Annotated in this window: 18 protein-coding genes; 7 read left to right on the top strand and 11 right to left on the bottom strand. The window is 68.5% G+C overall.

What is annotated here, in order from left to right; genetic code table 11:
• Positions 1-1,057 (top strand): saccharopine dehydrogenase (locus D7V77_RS26205; RefSeq protein ID WP_120579036.1); only part of this gene is annotated, 1,057 nt, incomplete at its 5' end.
• A gap of 68 nt (positions 1,058-1,125) precedes the next feature.
• Positions 1,126-1,731, top strand: a complete 606-nt coding sequence (locus D7V77_RS26200; RefSeq protein WP_233597239.1) for a TetR/AcrR family transcriptional regulator — start codon at positions 1,126-1,128, stop codon at positions 1,729-1,731.
• Here D7V77_RS26200 and D7V77_RS26195 read toward each other — a convergent pair.
• From D7V77_RS26195 to D7V77_RS26180, 4 genes are all read right to left on the bottom strand, one after another.
• Entirely contained in the window at positions 1,711-2,487 is a 777-nt protein-coding gene (locus D7V77_RS26195) for an SDR family NAD(P)-dependent oxidoreductase (RefSeq protein ID WP_120579034.1), read from the bottom strand. The two genes, D7V77_RS26200 and D7V77_RS26195, sit on opposite strands and share 21 nt — an antisense overlap.
• Positions 2,487-3,158, bottom strand: coding sequence for an SDR family oxidoreductase (locus D7V77_RS26190; RefSeq protein ID WP_120579033.1), 672 nt, complete (start codon positions 3,156-3,158; stop codon positions 2,487-2,489). The genes D7V77_RS26195 and D7V77_RS26190 overlap by 1 nt, the downstream gene beginning before the upstream one ends.
• A 102-nt stretch (positions 3,159-3,260) precedes the next feature.
• Positions 3,261-4,511, bottom strand: coding sequence for a cytochrome c (locus tag D7V77_RS26185; RefSeq protein ID WP_120579032.1), 1,251 nt, complete (start codon positions 4,509-4,511; stop codon positions 3,261-3,263).
• A gap of 9 nt (positions 4,512-4,520) precedes the next feature.
• The gene (locus tag D7V77_RS26180) at positions 4,521-5,105 is read right to left on the bottom strand and encodes a hypothetical protein (protein WP_120579031.1); all 585 of its coding nucleotides are present in this window, start codon (positions 5,103-5,105) and stop codon (positions 4,521-4,523) included.
• Between the two features lie 278 nt (positions 5,106-5,383).
• Here D7V77_RS26180 and D7V77_RS26175 point away from each other — a divergent pair, with 278 nt between their 5' ends.
• Entirely contained in the window at positions 5,384-6,988 is a 1,605-nt protein-coding gene (locus tag D7V77_RS26175; RefSeq protein ID WP_233597238.1) for an alpha/beta-hydrolase family protein, read from the top strand.
• A gap of 227 nt (positions 6,989-7,215) precedes the next feature.
• The gene (locus D7V77_RS26170; protein ID WP_233597237.1) at positions 7,216-8,580 is read left to right on the top strand and encodes a cytochrome B6; all 1,365 of its coding nucleotides are present in this window, start codon (positions 7,216-7,218) and stop codon (positions 8,578-8,580) included.
• A gap of 65 nt (positions 8,581-8,645) precedes the next feature.
• On the opposite strand, the gene D7V77_RS26165 is transcribed toward D7V77_RS26170, so the two are convergent.
• Together D7V77_RS26165 and D7V77_RS26160 are read right to left on the bottom strand one after the other, a co-directional pair.
• The gene (locus D7V77_RS26165; RefSeq protein WP_147452163.1) at positions 8,646-12,077 is read right to left on the bottom strand and encodes a LamG domain-containing protein; all 3,432 of its coding nucleotides are present in this window, start codon (positions 12,075-12,077) and stop codon (positions 8,646-8,648) included.
• Positions 12,078-12,202: 125 nt separating this feature from the next.
• The gene (locus D7V77_RS26160; RefSeq protein ID WP_120579027.1) at positions 12,203-13,702 is read right to left on the bottom strand and encodes a DUF1570 domain-containing protein; all 1,500 of its coding nucleotides are present in this window, start codon (positions 13,700-13,702) and stop codon (positions 12,203-12,205) included.
• A gap of 324 nt (positions 13,703-14,026) precedes the next feature.
• Between D7V77_RS26160 and D7V77_RS26155 the strand changes: the two genes are divergently transcribed.
• Together D7V77_RS26155 and D7V77_RS26150 are read left to right on the top strand one after the other, a co-directional pair.
• Positions 14,027-16,105, top strand: a complete 2,079-nt coding sequence (locus D7V77_RS26155) for a sodium-translocating pyrophosphatase (protein ID WP_120579026.1) — start codon at positions 14,027-14,029, stop codon at positions 16,103-16,105.
• Between the two features lie 170 nt (positions 16,106-16,275).
• A complete protein-coding gene (locus D7V77_RS26150; RefSeq protein ID WP_120579025.1) occupies positions 16,276-16,473 on the top strand; it encodes a hypothetical protein in 198 nt (65 codons plus the stop codon).
• 55 nt (positions 16,474-16,528) lie between these two features.
• On the opposite strand, the gene D7V77_RS26145 is transcribed toward D7V77_RS26150, so the two are convergent.
• Positions 16,529-18,058, bottom strand: coding sequence for a M28 family metallopeptidase (locus D7V77_RS26145; RefSeq protein ID WP_120579024.1), 1,530 nt, complete (start codon positions 18,056-18,058; stop codon positions 16,529-16,531).
• Positions 18,059-18,119: 61 nt separating this feature from the next.
• Positions 18,120-19,136: an alcohol dehydrogenase gene (locus tag D7V77_RS26140; protein WP_120579023.1), complete on the bottom strand. Its 1,017-nt coding sequence runs from the start codon at positions 19,134-19,136 to the stop codon at positions 18,120-18,122.
• 185 nt (positions 19,137-19,321) lie between these two features.
• On the opposite strand from D7V77_RS26140, the gene D7V77_RS26135 reads away from it, so the two are divergent.
• Positions 19,322-20,206, top strand: a complete 885-nt coding sequence (locus tag D7V77_RS26135; protein ID WP_120579022.1) for an NAD(P)-dependent oxidoreductase — start codon at positions 19,322-19,324, stop codon at positions 20,204-20,206.
• Here the strand turns inward: D7V77_RS26135 and D7V77_RS26130 are convergent.
• The 3 genes from D7V77_RS26130 to D7V77_RS26120 all read right to left on the bottom strand — a co-directional run bounded on the left by D7V77_RS26130 (position 20,203) and on the right by D7V77_RS26120 (position 23,348).
• On the bottom strand, positions 20,203-20,985 hold the full coding sequence (locus D7V77_RS26130) for a fatty acid desaturase (RefSeq protein WP_120579021.1): 783 nt from the start codon (positions 20,983-20,985) through the stop codon (positions 20,203-20,205). The two genes, D7V77_RS26135 and D7V77_RS26130, sit on opposite strands and share 4 nt — an antisense overlap.
• 190 nt (positions 20,986-21,175) lie before the next feature.
• Positions 21,176-22,054, bottom strand: a complete 879-nt coding sequence (locus D7V77_RS26125; RefSeq protein ID WP_120579020.1) for a flagellar motor protein MotB — start codon at positions 22,052-22,054, stop codon at positions 21,176-21,178.
• A 145-nt stretch (positions 22,055-22,199) separates the two neighbouring features.
• Positions 22,200-23,348 carry a right-handed parallel beta-helix repeat-containing protein gene (locus D7V77_RS26120; RefSeq protein WP_346728588.1) on the bottom strand — a complete coding sequence of 383 codons (1,149 nt, stop codon included), beginning with the start codon at positions 23,346-23,348 and terminating at the stop codon, positions 22,200-22,202.
• Positions 23,349-23,518 lie beyond the last annotated feature (170 nt).

The following is a 23,518-nucleotide window of genomic DNA, read 5'->3' as shown; positions in this document are numbered from 1 at the left end:
CTATGGGGTGGTGGGGGCGCAGCTCGCCTTGTTGCTGAGGGAGCGTCACCCGGACCTGCCGCTGCTCATCGCGGGGCGCCGGGATGCGCCCGCCAGGGAGCTGGCCGCGCGTCTGGGACGGGCCGAGGGCGTTGCTCTGGATGTCCGCTCGCCTCAGGCGTTGGCGGCGCTGGGCGGGAAGCCCCGGGCCGTGCTGTCCCTGGTCAATGACCCGGAGGACACGCTGCTGCTGGCGGCGTCGCGTGGCGGGGTGCCCGTGTTGGACATCACCCGGTGGACTTCCCGGCTGAAGGCCACGGTGCTGCGGCTCTCCGGTGCGACGCCGGGCGCGCCGGTGTTGCTCGGGTCCGCTTGGATGGCGGGGCTGGTTCCTCGCCTCGTGGCGACGGCGGCGCGGACGGTGGGGCGCCTGGAGCGTGTGGAGGTGGCCATCCGCTTCGCGCTCGCGGATCAGGCAGGGCCGGACTCGTTGGAGTACATGGACCGCCTGGGCCTATCCTTCGAGGTGACGGAGGACGGACAAGAGCGGCAGGTGCTTCCGCTGACGGACGGTCGGCGGGTGCGGTTCTCCGACGGACGCCACACCCGCGTCTTCCGGCTCGACACGCCCGAACAAGCGACGCTGCCCCGCGTGCTGGGCGCGCGGACGGTGACGACACGGCTGGGCTTCGACTCGGGCTTCGCGACGTGGACGCTCGTCGCGCTCCAGCGGCTGGGGATCCTCCGGCTGCTCCAGCACCCCCGCTGGACGCCTCTGCGACGGACGCTGCTCACCGGCAGCAACACGGGGGGCGAAGCCGCGTGGGTGGCGGATGTGGAGGGCGAGCGGGGGCACGTCCGCATCGAAGTCGTGGATCCCCTGGGGCAGGCCCACCTCACCGCCGTCGGTGCGTTGCTGGGCGCTGAGCGGCTCCTGGGACTGGATGGAGCGCCGCCGCCACCCCCGGGCGTGTGGTTCCCGGAGCATGAGTCCCGGCCCGACGAGATGCTGGCCACCCTGCGAGCCTGCGGCGTCGAGGTCCGGATCGACGAGCGTCTGGCGCGCGAGGCGGCTTGATGGCCCGCCGCTCGAGCACGAAGGCTCCTGGGACACTCCCCTCGCCGAGCCCCCGGAAGGGAACCGCGGTGCATGCCAAGGGCACCGAGCGCGTGGAGCGCATCCTCGACGCGACCATGGAGGTCCTGGCCGGCGATGGCTACGCGGGACTCAGTTTGCGCGTCGTGGCCCAGCGCGCGGGCGTGAGCCTGGGGAATCTCCAGTACTACTTCCCCACCAAGCAGGACGTGGTGCGGGCACTGCTGGCGCGCTACCTGGAGCAGGCCCTCCAGCGGGTCCGCGAGCGGATGGCGGGTGGAGGCAGCGAACCGGCGCAGCGGCTCCGGCTCGCCGTGGATGCCATCCTGGAGGACCAGGACTCACCGCACGCCTGTCAGTTCTTCGCGGAGCTGTGGGCAATGGCCGCGAGGGACACCATGGTCGCCGACACCCTCACGGTCTTCTACGCCGGCTATCGCGCGGGCGTCGTGGAGCTGCTTCGGGAGCTGTCACCCGACCTCACCCCGGCACGCAGGGACCGGAGAGCGGCGCTGCTGGTCGCCCTCTTCGAAGGCCTGTCCCTCTTCCGGGGCGGCGGGAACCTGCGCGGCGCCTCGGTGCCGGGGCTGGAGCAGGAGCTGCGCGTGCTGCTGGAGCAGGTGTTGCTTCCAGGCTCAGAACGACGGCAGGTCTGACGCCAGATGGGATGACAGCCCACCGTCCATCACCAGGGCGCTCCCGTTGACGTAGCCGCCAGCGGGTCCCGCGAGGAACGCCACCAGACCCGCCACCTCTTCGGGCGTTCCGAAGCGCTTCGCTGGGATTCGCTCCTGCAATCGCTGGCGTGAGGCAGGGGGTGCCTTCGCCAGCATGTCCGTCTCGATGTAGCCGGGACAGACCGCGTTGCAGGTGATGCCGTAGGCTCCCCACTCCGCGGCGATGGCCTTCGAATAACCCACGAGCGCGTGCTTCGTGGCCGCGTAGGTGGACGACTGGGCGCCACCGAAGAGGCCCATGATGGATGCGACGTTCACGATGCGCCCATGGCCTTCCGCCTTCATCCGCGGCAGCGCCCACTGACACAGGTTGCGCACGCCCTCCACGTTCACGCCGAACAGCAGATCCCACTCGGCGACGCTCACCTCGTCCGCGCGATGAAACGGCCCACCCAGGCCCGCGTTGTTCACGAGCACCCGGGGCACGCCCACCTTCGCTTCGAGCCGGCCGAGCGCTGACTCCACCTCGTCCCTGTTCGCGACGTCGCAGGCCAGCGGCCACGCGCGGCCCCCGGCCTGGAGCAGCTGGTTCTGGAGTTGCTCCAGCGCGGCGACATCGCGGGACACCAGGACCACCTCGAACCCGTTCCGGGACAGCAGGGTGGCGATGGCCGCTCCAATCCCCCGGCTGGCCCCGGTGACGACGGCGACAGGTGCCTTCGGCTGCGTCTCCATCAGAGGACCCCCTGCGGCGGGACGAGCCGCATCTCGTCGATCCGCACGTTCGGGGGCTTGATCGCGATCTCCCAGATGCACTGGGCCACGTCCTCCACGGCGAGCATGTCGGCCGGACTGAACTCCGGCCGCGACTTCCAGAAGGCGGTGTACACGGCGCCGAGCGACAGCAGGGTGGCGCGGATGCCGAACGACTTGCCCTCCTCGTTCAGGACGCCAGTCAATCCACGGACGCCATGCTTCGTCGCGGCGTAGGCCCCGTTCATGGGCAGCGTGAGGTGGTCGCTCACGGACCCGATGTGGATGATCCGCCCGCCGCCTCGGGGCTTCATTCGCCGGAAGGCCTCGCGCGCGCACAGGAACGTGCCCGTGAGGTTCACGTCCATCATCCGGTTCCAGTCATCGAGGGACGTCTCGTGGAGCGGCGTGAAGACTCCGACGCCCGCGCAGTTGACGAGGACCTCGATGGGGCCCGTCTCCGCCTCCGCCCGCTTGAACAGCGCCACCACGGAGTCCTCGCGCGTGACATCCACGTGCAGGCAGTCCGGCGTCTCCGTCGTCACGTCACTCGCGGCGCACACCACGCGCAGGCCCTCCGCGCGCAGCTTGTGGACGACGGCGCGCCCGATGTCGCCCGTGCCTCCGATGACGATGACATTCCGAATGCTCAAGCGCCGTACCTCTCCCCCGGGTTCATCCCCATGGCCAGGGTAGTCCATGGAAAGCGAGCCAAGGGGGAATACTCAGAGGCGGGGTGCGAATCCGCTTTCGGGCTATTCGGGCGCGCCCTGTTCGATCCACGTGAAGATGAGATCGATCTCCTCTTCGGGAATGGGCGGCAGGCCCAGGGGCATGCCCAGCACTCCCGGCTGGAAGTGCCCGTCCAGCTCCCCCTGCCGTGCGAGCAGTGCGGCCACCAGCCGTGGCGTCCCGTCCTCCAGTCGATCCGGGAGCCCGCGAAACTGGCCGTCGCGTTGGATGCCCAGGACGATGCCGGCCCGCGTGGCCATGTCGAGCGAGACACCGTCGTAGCCGAACCCGCCCGTGTTCCCAGGCCCCTGATCTCCGGGCCGCCGCATGTCGGAGTGGCAGTGGAAGCAGAGGTGCCGTGAGAGCTTTTGCGCCACCTCCGGATAGTGGACCTCGCGATCCAGCCTCCGGGGTTGGTAGCGGGGGACTGGCGCTGCCTCCACCTTCGGCAGGGGCTCGCGCAGGAAGGCCGCCAGATCCTCGACCTGCTTGGGCGTGAACGAGAAGGTAGGCATCTCCGTGTCAGGGAGGATGCGGTGCGGATCCGTCAGCCAGTTCCGCAGCTGCGCCAGGGACATGCGGTCGCGAACGTGGCCCAGATCCGGGGCCCGCCTCCGGGACGAGTCGCTGTGGAGCTCCGGCGCGCCATAGCGCAGGGACACGAGCGGGAAGTCCCCCCGGTAGTGACAGCTCGCGCATGCGTGCTCCGCGTAGAGCGCCCGGCCCGCCTCCACCTCACCTCGCGCGAGTTCCGCCGACTCCGCCTCGGTCACCGCGAAGTAGTCCGCGAGCAGCTCCGCGTCCTTCGGGCCCACCTTCATCCGGGGCATGGTGGCGCCGTAGAGCGGCCTCACCACGTGCGGTGCCTGGAGCCAGGAGACGAGCCACTCGCGCTTGACCCGCTGGCTCAGCGAGCCGAGGTCCGGGGTCCTCACCAGGTGGGTGATGTGTCCCTTCCATCGCTCGACCTCCGCCTGCTTGTACCAGAGGTCCATTCGTCCGGCGCTGATGGCCTGGTGGCACGTGACGCAGTTCTCGCTCAGTCGCGCGGACACCGGTTCGAGCCCGGGGACGACGTGACAGCGATTGCACTGGAAATGCTCCACGGCCTCCCGTGGCGTCGCTGGTGAGTGCTTCGCGGGAGCCAGCACCCGCGTTGGCAGACGCAACGCCAGCACGTCCGCGTCACGGACGAGCACGTAGCCACCACCGGCCATGGCCACGACGAGCGCGACGCCGGCCAGGGTGCCGAGGGGAGGGGCGCGCAATGCCACGAGGATCGCTCAGTAATAGGAGGCGGGGGACCAGTAGCTGAGCCGCGTGTTGTGGCAGAGGAGCTCCGGGAAGATGAGGGACTCGCGGGCCATCCCCAACCCCAGCACCAGTACGGCCGACGTGAGCACCAGGCTCATGATGGCCTTGCGTCTTGTGCCACAAAACCGCCGCCGGCCCGGTCCATGGAAGTAGAGGGCTTGCAGGACGAAGAGCGCGATGGGGCTGGCCACCAGCACCACCAGGCCGGAAGGGCTGATCGCGCAATAGCCGAGAGCCTGATCACTGACGTCCATGAAGCTCCCGCCCACCCAGGCCGCTCCCAGCAACAGGACGAGGGCGACGCCGAAGACGAGGAAGAAGTTCCGGCGCGCGGCCGTTGGCCGGGGCTGTCCCTCCGCGGTCGGTCCCCAGACGTTGTGGATGAAGACGCGGTTCATGACCACCGCGCCCGCGCTCCAGAAGAACAGCTCCGCCAAAAAGGGCAGATGGAAGTCCCTCGCCGCGGTGTCCATCGCGTTGATGCAGGCGAGCGCACGCAGCGGCCACAGGAACAGGGCACCGACCAGGATGGGAGCGAGGGCGCGGGGAAGCATCTGGTGAGGCTATCAGGCACTTCGCCGCGAGTGCGAGTGGGCCCACCTGGCGGCTGAACCCATTGGCAGTCGCGGAGCCGGCACGGCGTGCGCACGCTGCCGGGGAGCGGTCATGGGGCCTACCCTTTGGAGTGCGTTCTGGAGAGCCGGCGCACCTGCGGGGAGTTCGAATGGAGCACTTCCTCACCCACGCCGAGCAACCTGTCGCAGCGAGCCATGCCAGACGTGCCAGCAGGGCCTGGCCTCGCTGGCTCCGCTACACCTTGCCGGGGGCCTGGGTGGCGCTCCTCTTCGCTTGTCTGGCTTTCACTCCGTCCCTGCTGCCGCGCAGCGGATCGTTCCAGGGCTTCGTCAGCGGCCTCAGCGCGGCCATCGGCTATGGGCTCGGGTGCCTGGGCGCCTGGCTCTGGCGGGAGTTCGCGGACCGCCCCGCGAGGGCGCCCCAACGGCGCGCATGGGATGCATTCTTCCTGACGGCCATCGTGGCGTTGGCTGCCTCGCTGCTACTGGGCTGGCACTGGCAACAGCGCCTCCGCGAGCTCATGGGCATGCCCTCGTCTGGCCGCGCGGGGTATCTGCTCGCCCCCTTCGTCGCGGCGGTCGTCTTCTTCGTGCTCATCGCCGTGGGACGTGGCCTGCGCGCCGTGACCCGCGCGCTGGCCACCCGACTCGCAAGACACATCGGTCCTCGCGCGGCCCGGGCGACGAGTGGACTGGCCGTCGTGGTGCTCACCGCGTTGGTGGCCAGCGGCGTGCTGTGGGACGGACTCATCTCCGCGGCGGACCGCACCCTGGCGGTGCAGGACACGATGACCGACGAGGGCGTGATTCCTCCCCGCACCGCGGTGCGCTCTGGAGGCGCGGGTTCACGCATTCCCTGGGAGTCCCTCGGACGGGAAGGGCGCAACTTCATCGGGCGAGGGCCTTCGGTCGAAGAGCTCTCCCGCTTCCATGGCGCGGCGGTGAAGGAACCCATTCGCGCGTACGCCGGCTTCGCCTCCGCGCCGGATGCGGAGGCCCGCGCGGCGCTCGCGGTCGATGACCTGGAGCGGGCCGGTGGCTTCGACCGCGCATACCTGCTGGTGGTGACGACCACGGGCAGTGGCTGGGTGGTGCCGGAGGCCGTGGACGCCTTCGAGTACATGACCGGCGGTGACTCCGCGATCGTCGCCATGCAGTACTCGCATCTGTGGTCGTGGCTCTCCGTTCTGGTGGATCAGGAACGGGCCCGGGAGTCAGGCCGTGCGCTCTTCGATGAAGTCTACGAACGCTGGTCCAGGCTTCCTCCCGGCCAGCGCCCGAAGCTGCTGGTGTTCGGAGAGAGCCTGGGCTCCTACGGCGGGGAGACGGCGTTCAGCGGCGAGCGGGACCTGGCCAACCGCACCGACGGGGTCCTCTTCGTGGGGCCGCCGAACTTCAACACCCTGTATCGCGCGTTCACCGACCACCGGGATCCGGGCAGCCCCGAGGTGGAGCCCATCTACCGGCAGGGCCGCATCGTCCGCTTCAGCCGCCGGCCGGGGACGGACATCCCGCCCGCGTCCGCGCCGTGGGGAGGGTCGCGCGTGCTGTACCTGCTGCATCCCTCCGACCCCATCATCTGGTGGAGTCCCCGGCTCCTGGTGCAGCGGCCGGACTGGCTGCGCGAGCCGCGAGGCGATGACGTCCTGGGCCAGATGGTGTGGATCCCCTTCGTGACGTTCTGGCAGGTGACGGCGGACCTTCCCCTGGGCATGGAGGTGCCCGCCGGCCACGGCCACGTCTACACCGCCGAGCACGTGGACGGCTGGGCCGCGCTCCTGCGGCCCGAGGGCTGGAGCGCGGAACAGACGGCACGGCTGCGGGACCTCCTCCTTGCACGGGATGCCTCGAAGAACGACTGAGCGGCGATGCGCAATCGCCAGACTCAGCCCATTCACCCAGAACATCACATTCTTGCTCCAGTATGAGTATGAACTGGCCAACGGTTCGCGCCAATGCGCGGGCGGGTGCGAACACGAATCGAATAGCTTGACCGGGAGACAGGACGTCAGCCTGGATGAAGCAAGACAGAAGGAGCGCACGCATGGAACCGTCTCTATTCGGCCGTCCGCCTATCGCAATCGCTGTCATGGGGCTGATCCTGTTGGACTCTGGAGCCGCGCAGGCTCAGGAGATATCTCCGCGCGGCGCCACCAGTTACATGCCCGTCGACCAGACGGAGCCCTTCGCCCAGGTCATGGCCCGGATGAAGGCCGAGAAGCCGAAAGTCACAGCGCGCCACCAACAGCTCCTCAACCAACGCTACGATCTGGGGAACAAACCCGCGCCGGGCGTCACCATGAGCCGCGGTAAGCCCGTGCAGGAGGGCGTGCGGGTCAAGCTCCCCCCGGGAGTCACCTGGGCGAGCCTGGCCGCCATGCCTCCGGAAGTGGTTCGCGAGAAGGGGCTCTTCCCGGGTGGCTTCATGCCGCTGCCCCATCCGAATCAACCGGAAGGCGGCATGCTCTTCCCAAAGTTCCACATCGATGAAATCAAGCGGCAGGAGGCCCGGGACCTCACGCGGTTCGACCTGGACTTCGACCTGCCCGACCACCTGCTGCCAGAGTTCCCGCCCGCCATCTTCCTCACCACGCGGCCGGACCTGGGTGACGTGTCCCAGGGCAAGCTGGTCACGATCATGAACCATCAGGACCTGTTCAACGGCATCCTGAACCCCAAGCAGTTGGAAGGCTTGCGGTTGCTCGTCACGCCCTTTCCCCAGCAGCAGTTCAATCAGACCTCGGACCGCCGCTCGGAGCTCCCCAGCCGGGGCGTGACGTGCTTCGACTGTCATGTCAATGGCCACACCAATGGCTCCACCCACCTGGTGGGAGACATCCGTCCCCAGGCGTTCCGCCACCGCATCGAGACGCCGACGCTGCGCGGGGTGAACATCCAGCGCCTGTTTGGCTCGCAGCGCGCGCTCAAGACGGTGGAGGACTTCACCGAGTTCGAACAGCGCGCGGCCTACTTCGATGGCGACCCGGTCATCGCCACGAAGAAGGGCGTCAACATCCTCGAGCGCGGCAGCCAGGTGCACTTCATGGCGGAGTTCCAGGAGATCATGGACTTCCCACCGGCGCCCAAGCTGCGCTTCGACGGGAAGCTGGACCCCAAGAAGGCCACCGAGCCGGAGATGCGCGGCCAGAACCTCTTCTTCGGCAAAGCGCAGTGCTTCGTGTGTCACACGCCGCCGTATTACACAGACAACCTGATGCACAACCTGCAAGCGGAGCGCTTCTACAAGCCCCGGCTGGTGAACGGGATGGTGATGGGCGCGGATGGTCCCATCAAGACGTTCCCCCTGCGAGGTATCAAGGAGAGCCCGCCCTATCTCCACGATGGCCGCCTCATGACGCTGGAGGACACCGTGGAGTTCTTCAACATCGTGCTGGAGACCAGGCTCAGTGAGCAGGAGAAGAAAGACCTGGTCGCCTTCATGCGCGTGCTCTGACGGCTGCGAGCACGGAAAGCGGCAGGCCTCGAGAAACGACTGAGAGGAGGAGGCCTGCCGCGCGCTCAGGGGGCGTTGAGCCAGTCGAAGTGGTGATCCAGCGTGAAGGTGCCGTCCGGCTGGTCCATGCGCACGAGCAGCCAGGGCGGCACGGTTCCGCCCAGGACCGCCGGAACGTTCATCGGCTGGCGGCGTGGATCCTGGTAGCGGTTGACGCCGCCAGCGGTGAGGGCACCCATCCGCAAGCCCGGCAGCGGCGCGCTGGACGTGTGGCACGACTGACAGAAGGCGTTGCTGCTGGAGTCCGGGCGAGGCAGCGCGGCCTCCAGATGGGGCATGGCCATCATCGACGTACGCAGACAGCGCTCGCGCCACTGCTGCACGGAATGGGGATTCTTGTGCACACGGTCGATGCACAGGTGCTCGCCCGACTGGGCCGGGTAGTCCAGCGGCTCCACGTAGGACCCCAGCCGCAGCTGCTCACACAGGGCCCGGCCCGACGAGAGCGGGTATTGGACCGAACGTGAGCGCAGCGTCTCCAGCACCGGCGAATACACCTCCGGAGGGCGGTAGGTCAGGTCCACGGTCGTTCCCAGCGCCTGGTTGCACAGCAATTCCTCCACCCAGGGCCGCACGATATCCCCGGGGGAGAGCGCGTAGATGCGCAGCTCATCCACCCAGCCATGGAATGGCAGCCGCGTCTGACCCTGGACGAAGTTGGGGCCCGGGTCGCCAACCGTCATCCACGTCCAGCCGTTCATGGAGTTGTACATCGGGTCGAAGCCCACGTCGTAGGGCGCCACGGTCAGCGACGAGTGCGCCGTGCCGTTGATGTAGAACGTGAGCTTCCGCTGCCCGGCGAGGGTGTAGACCTTCATGCCGAAGTGGAAGTATTTGCCGGGCTGCACCAGCGAACCCAGGTTGACGGTGAACGTGGAGCCCGTCTGGCCGTTGTAGCCGGTGAGCTCGTGCCACGTGTTGGAGTAGCCGTCGACGGCCTGCACCAGGCCCACCCACGAGTTGTCGGAGAAGTAGAACAGCGTGCGAGGCACCGTGCGTGAGACGCCGCCGGGCCGGGGGACGAACGGCGGATCCATCCGGGAGTCCAGCCAGATGCCGAACAGCCAGTCGCGGCGCGAGCCGTCCACCGGGTAGCCCATGTCCATGAAGTCGTTGCGGCCATCCAGCCAGACGCCCTTGCCGCTGACGCCGCCCAGGGCCACCGGTTCGATGCGCGCGCCGCCTCGCAGCCGCACGGAGGCGGGGGGCTGCGGCCCATCCGTGCCGAACAGCGGGCTGCCCGTGGCCGCGTTCTGCGCCAGCGGATTGCGCATGAATTTGAAGTCCGCGATGTCGCCTCCGCGCACGTAGGCCCACGCGTTGCGGGTGGGCATGAAGCCATCCTGCGGGAAGGTCTCCGCGCGCAGCGGGCCTTCCGGAGACACGTCCATGCGCATGGCCGCGTTCATGTGCGTCACCACGAAGGCGCGCTTGTTGAGGTAGTCGTCGAAGGCCACCTCGGAGTTGCGCTGGGTGTTGGATTGGAAGTTCCACACCACGTCGAACGGGAGCGTGGGCCGCAAGGCATTGAAGGTGTTGAGCTGGTTCTCGAACGAGAACAGCTGCGAGCTGCCCTTGGGCGACAGGGACAGGTCCGCGCCCGCGTAGAGGCGCAGGGAATAGGTGCGCTGGTAGCGGTCCTCGCTGTTGCCTCCCAGGTCAGTGATGCTCATGCCGTTGTCCAGGATGACGGTCTTGCCGTGCGTCCAGGCCCCCAGCACGCTGATGGCCTGCGCCGGCGCGCGGTCCGGGTTGAATCGGGCCCGGTCCGCGTCGGACGCGGGCTCGCTCCACAGCTCATCGAGGTAGGAGACGGGCGCGGAGCGATCCTCCCTCGCCACCTTTCGCGCGTAGTAGCCGTCATGGGGGTTGTTCTTCGCCGCGAAGAACAGGTTCTTGCCTTCGCGGTCCAGCCATGCGTACGCGCCCTGGTTGCGCACGCCGAAGGGGATGGGGTTGCCCATCGTGTCGCGGAAGTTGCGCGGCTGGCCGTTGATGACCTGCGAGCGGGCCAGCTCGTAGCGGGTGTTCACCGCGGGGTCCATGGGCATCATGCTGATGGGCTTGAAGTGACTCCAGGTCGCGGCCTGGCAGATGGCGTCCGAGGACGCGTAGAAGAGGCCGCCCATGTTCAGGATGAGCATCCGGCCATCGCCGCTGGTCGCGGGCTCGAACATCGCCAGGTGCTTCTCATCCGGCCCGTTTCCGATGACGCCGTTCCAGGTGGAGCCATTGCCGATGACGGCGTCCTCGTCGTCCTCCACCTTCAGGTCACCCGCGAAGCTCTGCCGGTCGAAGAACTGGCACCACTTGGGTGCGGTGGCGGCGGTGTTGCGGACGTAGTAGGTGAAGCCGAAGATCTTCTTGGGGACGTAGCACTGGAAGCTGGCGTTCTGCGTGAACAGCCGGATCCAGTCGATGGTGTCCGGCGCCCCGGGGACGCTGTATGTGGAGCCGGTGCTCATGTCTCCCCAGTTGGAGTCGTGGACGTTGAACGGGCGGAACGGCGGCAGGTCCCAGGTGGGCAGGGACTTGGACTCGCCTTCGGGGTTGCGCGGGTAGACCCAGAGGCCCCAGTTCTGGACGCCGCCGCCCACGGAGTCACCCGCCGTCGCGAGCTTGGGATTGCGCACGAAGACGGTGAGCGCCGTCGAGCGCAGCTCCCAGCGCTTCCCGTCGGAGGCGACCATTCCGTAGACGAGGGAGATGTCGTAGCAGTCCCCGGAAACCCACGGCGACGTGGACTCGTAGCGGGCCCGGCACGCCAGCGGGTTGCGGCCGCGGCCCCCCGCGTTCAGCGACGACACGGAGTCCTCGCACAGCGTGCTGTGGAGCATGTCCGGAAAGTCATTGTTGTTCTTCGCCGCGAGCCGGCTGTAGCCGGGCATCGGGTTGAAGGCGACGAAGGGATGGAGCCCCGGCTGCCATGTGGGCTGCACGTAGCGGGTGCCCTTCTGGGCGAAGTCGTAGCGGAAGTCCGGGCCCAGCAGCTCCGGCCGGAAGGTGTAGAGCGTGGAGCCCTCGGCGCAGCCACGGCAGCCGCCGCGCACGAAGAGCCGTCCGTCGTTGCTGCCCCGGTTGAAGGGCATCACCTGGATGGCCTGGGACGCGTCCGCGGTCTCCGGCGTGCGCGGCGCGCTCCATCCGTTGTCGTATTCGAACGGAGGGAAGGGCTGCATCACGCCGGTGAGCGCCGAGGGGCGCACGGACAGCGGCGTGGTGCTGGACGCGCGATAGGGGCGCCACGCCGCCGACAGCTCGCGGAAGATGCTGGGGCGCTGGGGGTTCTCCGCGTTGTAACAGTTGTCGATGCGGCTGTAGTCGTTGGAACACGGCGGGGTGCCCACGAAGGCCACGTCCGTGAACTGCGTGGGCGGGTCCAGCCGGGCTTCGGACGTGGCGAGCGGCGTGGGTGGGGACGGCTCCGCGGCGGGCAAGGAATCACATGCCACGTTGATGCAGAGCAGGGCCAGGGCGCTGGCCCGCCAGGGAATTCGAGACGCGGGGTGAGGATGCATGAGACGCGGTGTAACTGTCTCATGCGTCCTTCCGTCAACTGGGGCTAATTCGACTGCGTCGACGACGCGGTCGAGGCGGGGACGCAGTTCGCCTCTTGGGTTGCGTAGATGCGCTTGAACGTCTGGCGAATCTCATCCGAGAACCCGTCGCGGAACATGTCGAGCGTACGCCGCCCCATGGCCACGGCCTCGTTGCAGCGCCCGGTCTGGAAGAGCAGCGCCGTCTGGGTGTTGAGGATGATCGGGTCGCCCGGCATCAGCCACAGCGCGCGCCGGGCCGGGGCGAGCCCCTTCTGGGGCTGCTCGGTGAGCACGTAGTACCAGGCCAGGCCGTTCTGGGCGGAGGGGCTGTCCGGCAGCAGCTTCGCGGCACGCTGGCGGGCCTGCTCCTGGGTGGCGGACATGTCGCCTTCGGCCTGCAGCGCCGTGGCGAGCAGGTCCCACGCGCGCCCATCCTCCGGATGCTGCTCCACCAGCACGCGCGCGAGCTTCAGCCGCTCGGCCTTGTCCAACGTCTCGGCCTGCATCCGCTGGGTCTCCACGTGGGTCGGGTCCTCCTTCAGCGCCTGCTCCAGCTCCAGGGCCGCCTTGCGCTGGCGCTCCTCCCGCGGCACGTCCCCGGGCGTCTGGGTAAAGAGGAGGGCCCGGATGACGTGCACGTCCGCGGGCTCCAGGGCGCGTGTCTGGGTTTGCGTGGGCACGGGCGGCAGGGGCTGGGTGGAGATGGCATAGCGCCCCAACCGCACGTAGTTGGCGAGCGCGGCCGGGTAGGAGGTGTCGCCCTGGAAGGCCGCCGCGAAGGCGCGCTGGGGGTCCTCGCCCCGGGCCAGCTGAGCCTGGAAGGCGCTGAAACGGTCGCCGTGCTCGTTGATGAGGTAGTGCACCCACAGCCACGACGAGGCGTAGTGAAGCTGGAGCTCCGCGGTGCTCTGGTTCGTCTTGCCATCCCACTGCCACAGCTCGTCCAGCGTGAGCCAGCCGTGCGCGCGCACGTACTGGAGCAGCGCCGGGCTGGCCCGGCCCAGCACCACGTTGCGGTCGCTGGGCCGGATGGTGATGGTCTGCAGGTAGGACGCCAGGCCTTCCGATACCCAGCGGGGCTGGCGGAGCAGGGCGTAGGCGCTCAGGTAGTGCGCCAGCTCGTGGGCCTGGGTCTCCTTGTCACCCGTCGTGTCCGCCAGCAGGTAGCCGCCGCCCCCCGTCATCACCATCCGGGGGCCATCGGGCGTCTGTCCGGCGAAGCCCGCGTAGCGCGCGTCCGTGAACTCCTCCAGGTCGCGGGGATTGCTGAGCACGATGACGTCCACCGTGCCCGGCGGGTCGAAGCCCGCGCCCCAGGCCAGGAGCAGCGCCCGCCGGAACTCCTCCAGCTCCACCGCGCTCTTCGCCGCCGCCTGTTCCTCCAGGTTCGTGCGCACGCGGAAGTGCGTGCTGCGCACCTCTCGCCAGGGCCGTCCACCCTCGGCCGGACACAGGGCCCGGCTCGCCGTGCAGCCTGAAAACAACGTCAACGCCAACCCGAGGAGCCCCAAGCGAATGCCCATGGCCGCGGCTTCTGGCACACCCACCGGGTGAAAGGACAGGGACCCCCGGCATGGCGAAGGGGCGCTCCGACCCCCACGGTGGCCCCTGGATTGCGATGAATCATCAGTGAATCCGGGCACTTCGATTCACTCGACGGGCCCCGGCGGTCCCCCTGGGGGCCCGGGGGGCCCTCCCGCGTCAAGGACCCTGGTGGGGGCGACTGCTCCGAGGAGGCTCCCCGCTTGGCCTGAAATCACGTATAGGCCTCCGCACATTTCGCGCGGCATGCGAGCGATCCGCAGGGTGAGCGGTCAGGGGCCCCCGGGACTGCTCTGGAGGAACGGATGGAGTTGTCGAGTCTCGAATCTGAATTCTGGGCGATCGCACCGAGCGTCATCGGCGCCGTCGGTCTGCTCTTCGCTGCGTTCTTCTACTTCCGCGTCAAGGGTCTCCCCGACGGTGACGCGACGATGAACCGCATCGCGGGCTACATCCGCGAAGGCGCGATGGCGTTCCTCGTCCGCGAATACAAGGTGCTCGCGGTCTACTGCGTGGTCGTCGCCATCGTCATCGGTCTGGCGCTGGGCCCGGTCGCCAGCGCGAGCTTCGTGGCGGGCGCGTTCCTGTCGCTGCTCGCGGGCTACATCGGCATGAAGGCCGCGACGTTCGCGAACGTGCGCACCGCGCAGGCCGCGCGCACCGGCTCCAAGCCCAACGCGCTGCTCGTCGCCCTGGATGGCGGCGCCGTGATGGGCCTCGCCGTCGCCGGCCTGGGCCTCATCGGCATGGGGGTCGTCTACTACGCGTTCCGCTCCAGCCCGGAGCTGTCCCCCGTCCTCCACTCGTTCGCCGTGGGCGCCAGCTCGATCGCGCTCTTCGCGCGCGTGGGCGGCGGCATCTACACCAAGGCCGCGGACGTGGGCTCCGACATCGCCGGCAAGGTCATTGAGAACATCCCCGAGGACGACCCGCGCAACCCCGGCGTCATCGCCGACAACGTGGGTGACAACGTGGGCGACGTGGCCGGCATGGGCGCGGACATCTACGAGTCCATGGTGGCCGCCATCGTCGCCGCCATGGCCATCGCGCTGACCGCCAACGCGACGGAGCTCTCCCGCCTCGTGGTGGACACGAACGCGACGGGCAACGCGAAGCTGGCCGGCGTCATCCTCCCGCTGGTGCTGTCCGCCATCGGCCTGGTGGTCAGCCTGCTGAGCATCTTCATCGCCCGCGCGCTCAAGCACATGAACCCCGCGCAGGTCCTGCGCAGCGCGCTGATCATGCCCCCGGTCATCCTGGTGGGCCTGTCGTTCGTGCTGATGAACGTGTTCGGCCTGTCCCAGAACATCACCATCGCGCTGGCGGCGGGTGCCTTCGGCGGCGCCATCATCGGCCTCGTCACGGACTACTACACGTCGTCCACGCCGGTGCAGCGCATCGCGGAGGCCTCCATCACGGGCGCGGGCACCAACCTCATCCGCGGCCTCGCTGTCGGCATGGAGAGCGTGGGCATCTCCATGGCCACCATCGCCCTGGTGGCCTACATCGCGGACCGCGCGCTCGGCCTGTACGGCATCGCGCTGTCGGCGGTGGGCATGCTGGGCGGTACGGCCGTCGTGATGACGGTGGACGCGTACGGCCCCATCTCCGACAACGCGGGCGGCATCTCCGAGATGTCCGGCCTGGGCCCGGAAGTGCGCGCCATCACCGACGAGCTGGACGCGGTGGGCAACACCACGGCCGCCATCGGCAAGGGCTTCGCCATCGGCTCCGCGACCCTCACGGTCATCGCGCTGTTCTCCGCGTTCAACCTGGAGGTCAACCACACGCGCGTCGCCAACGGCCTGGCGGAGATGAGCCTGGAGCTGACCAACCCGAACGTCATCGTGGGCATGCTGCTGGGCTCCATCCTCCCGTTCCTGGTGGGCGCTTCCACCATGCTCGCGGTGGGTCGCGCCGCCGGCGCCATCGTGGAGGAGATTGGCCGCCAGTTCCGTGAGATCCCCGGCCTGATGGAGCTCAAGGCCGAGCCGGAACCCAAGAAGATCGTCGACATCGCCACCCGGAGCGCGCTGCGCGAGATGATCTTCCCGGGCCTCATCGCCATCGTCGCCCCGCCGCTGGTGGGCTACCTGCTGGGCCCTGGCGCGCTGGCGGGCCTGCTGGCCGGTGCGCTCGTCGTCGGCGCCACCATGGCCCTCTACATGGCCAACGCGGGCGGTGCGTGGGACAACGCCAAGAAGTTCATCGAGAAGGGCAAGCTGCCGGGCCACGCCAAGGGCTCGGCCGTCCACAAGGCCGCCGTCGTCGGCGACATGGTGGGCGACCCCTTCAAGGACACCTCCGGCCCGGGCGTGGCCATCCTCATCAAGGTCATGAGCGTCGTGTCGCTGCTCGTGGCCTCGCTCATCGCGCTGCGCTGAGCTGAGCCGTCCCTGGGGTGCGGCCACCCGGCTTCGGGCGCCGCACCCTGGGTGTAGGAGACCAGACACCCGGCCAGGCAATGTCGGCCGCGTCAGAGGGCGGTGGGCGAGCGCGTGCTTACACTTCGTTGTGTGTGCCGCTCGCTGTTCTCCTGACGATGAGGTGTCCCATGGTCCTGGAGTTCTCCCAGCAGCAGATTCACCTGCTCGACGCCGTGCTGGCCGAAAGCGCCGATGCGCTGCGGGACGAGATCGTCCGCACCGACAAGCTCGAGCTGCGTGAGGAGCTGAAGAGCAGGCTCGACCAGCTCCTGGTCATCCAGCGGCAGGTGGAGGCCCGGATGCATCAGGATCAGCCGGCCCTCTGAGCCTGGCCGTCACGGTCTCCAGGTGAGCGGCCTGGGGCCCGGATGGCTGCCTGCTTCAGCGCGGTGCCGGGGCGGGCTTCCCTTCGAGGGGATGCCCCCGGGTTCCGGCGGTCCATTCCTCCCAGACGTTGAACGACTTCATCTGCTGGCCCAGGTCGGTGTCGCGCACGAGCGCCTCCACCTCCGCGCGGCTCTGCCGGGGCAGCTTCTCCTCCATGGTGGCGAAACCCCACGCGAGCGCGCCCACCACGGCCGCGTTGGCGCGCAGCGTGCGCGCGTCGCACTGTTCGAACTCGTCCGAGCGCGCGTGGTAGTTGGGCCCGTACGTGGCCGGCTCCTGGTTGGCGATGAGGTTCGCCACGCCGTGCATCATGAAGTCGAAGTTGTCGGTGCCCACCACCGGCACGTCCACCTGCGTGAAGGGTCCCAGGCCCGCCGCTGGCTTCAGGGCCTGATCCACCAGCGGGACCAGGGCGGGCCGGCCGTTCGTGTAGAAGCCGGTGATGCGCCCGCAGCCGATGTCCACCGACAGCGCCAGGGTGTGCCGATCCAACTCCGCCGCGTGCGTGCGCGCATAGCCGGCCGAGCCGTACATGCCCTGCTCCTCGCCGTTCCACAGCGCGAAGCGCAGGGTGCGCGCGGGCTTCAAGCCCAGGCGCTGCATCTGCCGGGCGAGATCGATCAGCATCGAGACGTTGGCGCCGTTGTCCAGCGCGCCGCCGCCCAGGTCCCAGCTGTCCAGGTGGGCCCCCAGCACGACGACCTCGTCGGGATGCGTGGTGCCGCGAATCTCTCCGATGACGTTGCGTGCCTCGTAGGGGCCGCCCGTTCGCAGGTCCAGCGCCGCGGTGAGGTTCAGCACCTTGCCGGTGCGCAAGAGCCGCAGCGCGCGCTTCGCGCCGTCGCGCTCCATCACCATCATGGGGCGGGTGTTCCTGGGGCCCACGGAGACGCTGTGCCGGTAGAGCTGGTTGCCCGGACGGCTGCCCATGTAGACGACGCCGGCCACGCCCGCGGCGAACGCGCGGGACTCGATGCCATCCGCCATGTCGTACTCACGGAAGAGCCCGTCGACGTCCTTGAGCTCGTCCGTCTCCACCAGCAGGAATGCGGCCCGTGCCTTCGTGCCCAGGCGCTTGAAGTCCGCCTCGGTGCCTCGGCCCACGTCCAACAGCGGCGCGGTGAGGCCTCCCTTGGGCGTGGCGGTGGAGAAGGGCATCGCGGCCACGCGTGGGGCGAAGCGCACGTCCTGGCCCTGCACGGACGCGGTGGCGGCGCGCTCCAGCCACAGCGCCGGCATGCGGAAGGGCTCCGCGCGCGCCGTCACGCCCGCGGCGCGGAAGCGCTCCAACGCCCATGACACGGAGCGCTGGTTGGCTTCGGAGCCCGTGGCCCTCCCGCCCACTTCATCCACCAGCGAGCGCAGGTCCTCGAGCATGGGCGTTGCCCCCAGCACGCTCCCCATGAGCAGCGCGGCCTCGCGCTCGCGCACGGAAGGCGGTGCCTCCTCGGCCCTGGAGGGAACCGGGAGGGCCAGGGCGAGGGACAGCGCCGCGAGGCGGATGAATGGACGGGAAGGGGACATGCGGAGGGCACCGGGGAAGAGGATGGCGCAAGCATCCCCACCCCGGCCGCTCCCCGGCAAGTCAGCGCATCTTGAGCACCACCCGGAAGCGGGCCTTGTTGCTCATCATCCGCTCGTAGGCCTCCGCGGCGCGGTCCAGGGGGAACACCTCGTTGCGCGAGCGCACGCCCGCGAGCGCGCTGAAGGCCATGGCCTCCTGCGAGTCCTGGGGCACGCCGCTGGGCCAGCCCTGGATGCGCGTGCGCTTCGTGATCAGGGACAGGCTGTTGACGGGGATGGGCTCCGAGCCCGCGCCCAGCAGCAGCAGGGTGCCGTTGCGTCCCAGTCCTCCGACCAGCTCGCCCGCGAGGCTGCTGCTCGAAGCGGTCATCATGATGACGCGCGCGCCCCCCATCTTCTGGAGGGCCTCCGCGGCAGGGCCCTTCTCCGTGTCGATGTATTCGTGCGCGCCCAGCTCCATCGCCAGGGCCTTCTTGTCCGCGCCGCGAGAGATGGCGGCGGTGCGGTAGCCGAACTTGCTGGCGTATTGGACGGCCAGGTGGCCCAGCCCGCCAATGCCTTGCACCGCCACCAGGTCCCCCGGCCGCGCGCCCATGTTGCGCAGGGAGTTGTACGTGGTGACGCCCGCGCAGAGCAGGGGCGCGGCATCCTCGGAGCTCATCCCCTCCGGGACCCGGGCCAGCGCCTCCTGGGGCGCGACCAGATACTCCGCGTAGCCGCCGTCGTAGCTGATGCCGCAGATCTGCTGCTTCTCACAGGTGACGAAGTCGCCGCTGCGGCACGCGACGCACTGGCCGCAATGGCCCCCGTGCCAGCCCACGCCGACGTGCTGTCCTTCCTTCCAGGCCGTGACACCAGGGCCCACCCGTTCGATGCGGCCCACCACCTCGTGGCCCGGCACCCGGGGGTACTGGATGGGCATCCAGCCTTCCTTGGTGATGGCATCGCTGTGGCAGACGCCACACGCCTCCACCGCGATCCGGACCTGCCCGGGACCGGGCTCGGGGATCTCACGCTCGACAATCTCGAGCGGGCCTCCACCCTTCGGCACCTGCACTGCCTTCATCTTCCTGGCCATGGCGTCTCCTCGGGGGGAGGGATGGGGATGACGCGGTGCGGGCGCACCTGGAGTGAGGGAGGACGCCGGGTTGGTGAGCGGACAGAGAAGACCTGCCCTGGCCAGGCAGGTCGTTCAGCAAGCGTCCGGGTTGACGCGGAGTGCGCTCGCTTCGAGGCTGGGTTCCTCACAACAGGAGCGTGAAGATGACGTCCAGCCGTTCGACGAAGCTCGCGGTGATCGGCAGTGGTCTCATGGGCAGCGCGCTGGCGCGAGCCTTCGCCTCGGCGGGGCACGACGTCGCGGTGTGGAACCGGACGCCGGGCAAGGCCAGGGCCGTGGGCGGTGGCACCGTCGCGTTCGAGAACCTGGTGGAGGCCGTCACCGGGCGCTCGCTCGTGGTCGTCTCGCTGTCCAACTACGCGGCGTGGTCGGAGTTGGTTGCCTCGCCGGCCATCGCATCGGCACTCACTGGAACGACGCTGGTCCAGCTCACCAGCGGCTCACCGGCGGACGCTCGTGGAGGCCTGGAGTGGGCGAGGGCCCACGGCGTGGACTACCTGGATGCGGCGATCCTCGCCTATCCCGCGTTCGTGGCCACCGATTACGCGACGGTCTACTACGCCGGGTCGCGAGCGGTGTTCGAGCGGCACCAGGAGACCCTCCAGGCCATCGCCAAGAACTCCGTCTACGTCGACGAGAAGATCGGCTCCGCCGCGACGCTCGACTGCGCGATCCTGGAGGCCTACTACGGAGGCTCCCTGGCGGTCCTCCACGCCGCGGCGATGTGTCAGGCCGAGGGGCTGGATCCGAAGGCCTTCTTCGCCCAGAAGAACTCCTTCCTGGGCTTGATCTCCGTCACCGCGGACGCCGCGCAGGACATGATCGAACGCAACGACTTCACCGGCCAGCAGTGCAGCCTCAACACCCACGTCGCGGCCATCGAGCACATCGTCCGGCTGAGCACGGACGCCCGAATCAGCGACCGCTTCCCCCGGGAGTTGCTGGAGAACTACCGGCGGGCCCTGGGCGCGGGGCTGGGTGAGCAGGAATTGCCCGCCGTGTTCCGCACGCTGAAGGCGGTTCCCTAGAAGGTCCCACGCTTCTGCATTTCGGGAAGCGCCCCGTCCAGGCGCTTCGCCAGTTCCGGCAGCTTGATGGTGGGGACCGCAGGGAAGAGGTGGTGCTCCAGGTGATAGAACATGCTGAACGTGAGCAGGTTCTTCCAGCCGGTGCGCTGGGTTCTTGCCATCGTGGGGTCGTCCTGCGTGTCGTGATGCACGGTCCACACGGCGAAGAAGGCCATCAGGCACTCGCCAAGGACCATCACCCCGACGTGGTAGATGAGGAAGTGAAGCCGCAGGTGGAAGACGCCGATGACGAAGACGGCGATGGAGGCCAGCTCGAAGAGGACGTTCCAGCGGTACTTCGTGTCTCCCTTCTGGATGGTCACCTTGTGGATCAGGAACATGTGGACGGGGCCGTACAGGATGGCGCCGTACCACGACATGCCCGCTGACTTTCCTTCGTAGTCCTCCTCCGCCAGGGTGTACCGGTGATGTCTCAGGTGGTTGAACTTCACCGCGTGGAGTGAGGCCATCATCAGCACGCTGTTGAGATACAGCGTGAGCCACGTCAGGAATTTGTTCGTGCCCAGGGCGCGGTGGAAGCCGTTGTGCACCTGTCTCAGGCCCGTGAGGAAGTAGAAGGCGGAGAAGGGCAGGGCGAGCGCGTAGTGCTCGAAGTACGCCAGCACCATCGAGAACACGAACCAGGGAATGGTCAGGTTGTTCTCAATCAGCAACTCCCGCGTCGAGAGCGTCCGCAGGTCCTTCCACTTCACGCTGCGCAGCAGTTCCAGGTGTGCCATGTCGAGGGCGAAACCCGACGACGAGGGAACAGCGACAGCACCACGGCCATATGCTCGCGGCTGTTCTAACAAGCCCTGTTCCCCCCAGCAGGACGCGGTCCAGCGGGGCATCAGCTGGCGGATTCATCGATAGAAGACAGGACAGGGGCAGGCAGGGCCCGCCACCTCTCCGAATAACGCCCGCGCGCCTCTACCGGCCGGACGGGGACTTCTTCCCGACGGCGGGCTTCGTCGCAGCCGCCTTCGCGGGAGCACCCTTCACGGGCGTCGCCTTCGAGGGGGCCGCTGCTTTCGCGATGGCGGTGTTTCTCTTCGCGGCCAGCTCCGGAATCAACAGCAGCTCGATGCGGCGGTTGCGCGCACGGCCCTGCGGCGAGGCATTGGCCCCCAGGGGCCGTGTGTCGCCGTAGCCGGCCGCGAGCATGCGCTTCGCGGGTACGCCACCCTTTTCCTGGAGGAAGCGGACCACGTTGACGGCGCGCGCGACGGACAGCTCCCAGTTGGTGGGGAAGGTGGCCTGGAGCTTCTGCGTAGGTGGCGAGTCGTCAGTGTGGCCCGACACCTGGATGAGCTTATCGTCCACCTTGGACAGTACGCCGCCCAGGCGGGTGAGGACCTCCTGGCCGCGCGTGCTGATGCTGGCGTCGCCTGAATCGAAGAGGACCTTGTCGACCAGGTCCACCTGGAGGCGGCCTCCGTCCTGGGACAGGCGGATGGCGCCCTCGGCGATCTCCTTCTTCAGCTTGTCCTGGAGGTCCTCGTAGGTGGCCTTGAGCCGGCTGAGCTCCGCTTCCTGCTCCTGCACCGTCTGGCTGAGCTGTTCCTTCTCCGCGTTGAGCTGATCCTTCTCCGTGGTCAGCTTCGTGTGTTCCGCCTCCAGCGCGGCCAGCTTCGCCTCCAGTTGCTGCTTCGCGGTCTCTGCTTCGTTCGCCTTGGCAGTGGCAGCCGCCGCCTCCGCGTCCGCGCGGGTCGTGCTGCGATGCGACAGATAGAGCACCAGGCCCGCGAGCACCGCCACCAGCGCCGTCACCAGCCAGGGCCCCCAGGCCCTTCCGCGTTCCTCTTCCATGTCGCGACCTCCAGGGTGGAATGGACGGAGGCCACGCTAGTGAAACGCCCCAGGTGCGCCTCAAGGCGCCCCGGGTGTGTGCAGGTATCTGGAGGTGAATTGTTCCAGCCAGGACAGCCGAAGTGCGCCGCCACGGGCTGGGACGTCAGTACATGGCGCAGACGATGCCCACGCAGTCGCCCGCGGTGTTGTCGCGCGCGACGTTCCCGCCGCCGTCGAAGGCGGTGGGCGCGTAGATGCCGAAGCCCGTGTTGTTCAGGGCCAGGTTGTTGATCACCGTGGGGGTGCTGGGCGGCTCCACCCGGAGTCCGTCCCCGTCGTTGCTGAGGAACTCGTTGCCTCGGACGATGCCCGTGAGCGTGCCACCGGCGGGCCCTTCGCGGTCGGACAGGGTCAGGCCGCCCGCGTTGTCATAGAAGGTGTTGCCGTCGATGTAGACGGTCAGGGCCGTGGCCTGGAGCCCCGTGCCGTTGTTGACGACCAGCGTGTCGAGCATCGACAGCTTGTACGGCTCCCAGACGGGAATCGAGTAGGGCGCGATCGTGGCGTTGTTCGCGATGAGCGTGTTCTCGAAGCGCATCTCCTCGCAGGCCCGGGGGCCGTCACCGTCGTTGGGGATCGAGCCCACGGCGTTATTCCACGCGATCGTGCTCGACCTGAAGCGGACGCGGCCTTCCCAGCAGTAGATGACGCTCTCGTTGGACGTGAACGTGGAGTCGAGCACGTCGATGTCGTGGTAGTCCGCGAGCATCGCGAGCCTGTTGCCGGTGAACACCGACGACCTCACGTCGAAGCTGCCGCTGGACGCGTCGAACTCACGGCTCAGCCCGGTGACGCTTCCGCTCACGCGGCACTCCGTGATGAGGAAGTTCGTGGTGGCAGCGTTGTAGACACCCACGTAGTTGTCGACGAGCGCGAGCTTGTGGAGTCGCACGTTCGAAGCGTCCGAGCCTTCAGGCGTGGCGATGCCCCGGCCGAATCCCTGAACCGTGCCATTGCGCACCATGCTGTTGGCCTGGAGTTCGATGCCCGGTGTTTCGGTAGTCGTCGTCCCGGTGCGGCGCACGGTGTGGCCACCCAGGTCGAGGACGATGCCTGCGCCCACGACCCGGAGCGCGAAGGGCGCCGAGCCCGGGCAGTTGAGATCCTGCGTGAGGAGCGTGTGCTGGGTGAGGGTGTCCCCGCACCGGACTGCGTGACCGGACTTGAAGATCACCTTGGGTTCCACGTTGGATGGAACCGTGTCCCGGGCCAGGACGTCGGGCGCTCCCGTGAGCAAGGTGGTCACAGCCATGGCAACGGCGAATCCGCGTGTCTGCTTCATTCTGGCTCCCCCTGGACCGGAGACGTCCGGTCACCGGCGGAGATCCTAGGGAAAGCACCCTCTGCATCATCTCGACCACGGGTGGCAGCGCGCCGCTGGCAGGGCGACAGCATGAAGGCTCGGCGGGGTGACAATGGGGG

Origin of the sequence: Corallococcus sp. CA041A (assembly GCF_003612075.1) — a bacterium.
Lineage (GTDB): Bacteria > Myxococcota > Myxococcia > Myxococcales > Myxococcaceae > Corallococcus > Corallococcus exiguus.
Note: the sequence above shows the minus strand (reverse complement) of the source record. Positions and strands in the feature narration are given on the sequence as shown.

What these genes read in the sequence shown, in the direction of transcription:
- D7V77_RS26170 (WP_233597237.1), top strand. Translation starts at nt 7,216, where the DNA reads ATGGGGCTGATCCTGTTGGACTCTGGAGCCGCGCAGGCTCAGGAGATA.
- D7V77_RS26155 (WP_120579026.1), top strand. Translation starts at nt 14,027, where the DNA reads ATGGAGTTGTCGAGTCTCGAATCTGAATTCTGGGCGATCGCACCGAGC.
- D7V77_RS26120 (WP_346728588.1), bottom strand. Translation starts at nt 23,348, where the DNA reads ATGGCTGTGACCACCTTGCTCACGGGAGCGCCCGACGTCCTGGCCCGG.
- D7V77_RS26195 (WP_120579034.1), bottom strand. Translation starts at nt 2,487, where the DNA reads ATGGAGACGCAGCCGAAGGCACCTGTCGCCGTCGTCACCGGGGCCAGC.
- D7V77_RS26130 (WP_120579021.1), bottom strand. Translation starts at nt 20,985, where the DNA reads ATGGCACACCTGGAACTGCTGCGCAGCGTGAAGTGGAAGGACCTGCGG.
- D7V77_RS26140 (WP_120579023.1), bottom strand. Translation starts at nt 19,136, where the DNA reads ATGGCCAGGAAGATGAAGGCAGTGCAGGTGCCGAAGGGTGGAGGCCCG.
- D7V77_RS26145 (WP_120579024.1), bottom strand. Translation starts at nt 18,058, where the DNA reads ATGTCCCCTTCCCGTCCATTCATCCGCCTCGCGGCGCTGTCCCTCGCC.
- D7V77_RS26180 (WP_120579031.1), bottom strand. Translation starts at nt 5,105, where the DNA reads ATGCTTCCCCGCGCCCTCGCTCCCATCCTGGTCGGTGCCCTGTTCCTG.
- D7V77_RS26125 (WP_120579020.1), bottom strand. Translation starts at nt 22,054, where the DNA reads ATGGAAGAGGAACGCGGAAGGGCCTGGGGGCCCTGGCTGGTGACGGCG.
- D7V77_RS26160 (WP_120579027.1), bottom strand. Translation starts at nt 13,702, where the DNA reads ATGGGCATTCGCTTGGGGCTCCTCGGGTTGGCGTTGACGTTGTTTTCA.
- D7V77_RS26135 (WP_120579022.1), top strand. Translation starts at nt 19,322, where the DNA reads ATGACGTCCAGCCGTTCGACGAAGCTCGCGGTGATCGGCAGTGGTCTC.
- D7V77_RS26150 (WP_120579025.1), top strand. Translation starts at nt 16,276, where the DNA reads ATGGTCCTGGAGTTCTCCCAGCAGCAGATTCACCTGCTCGACGCCGTG.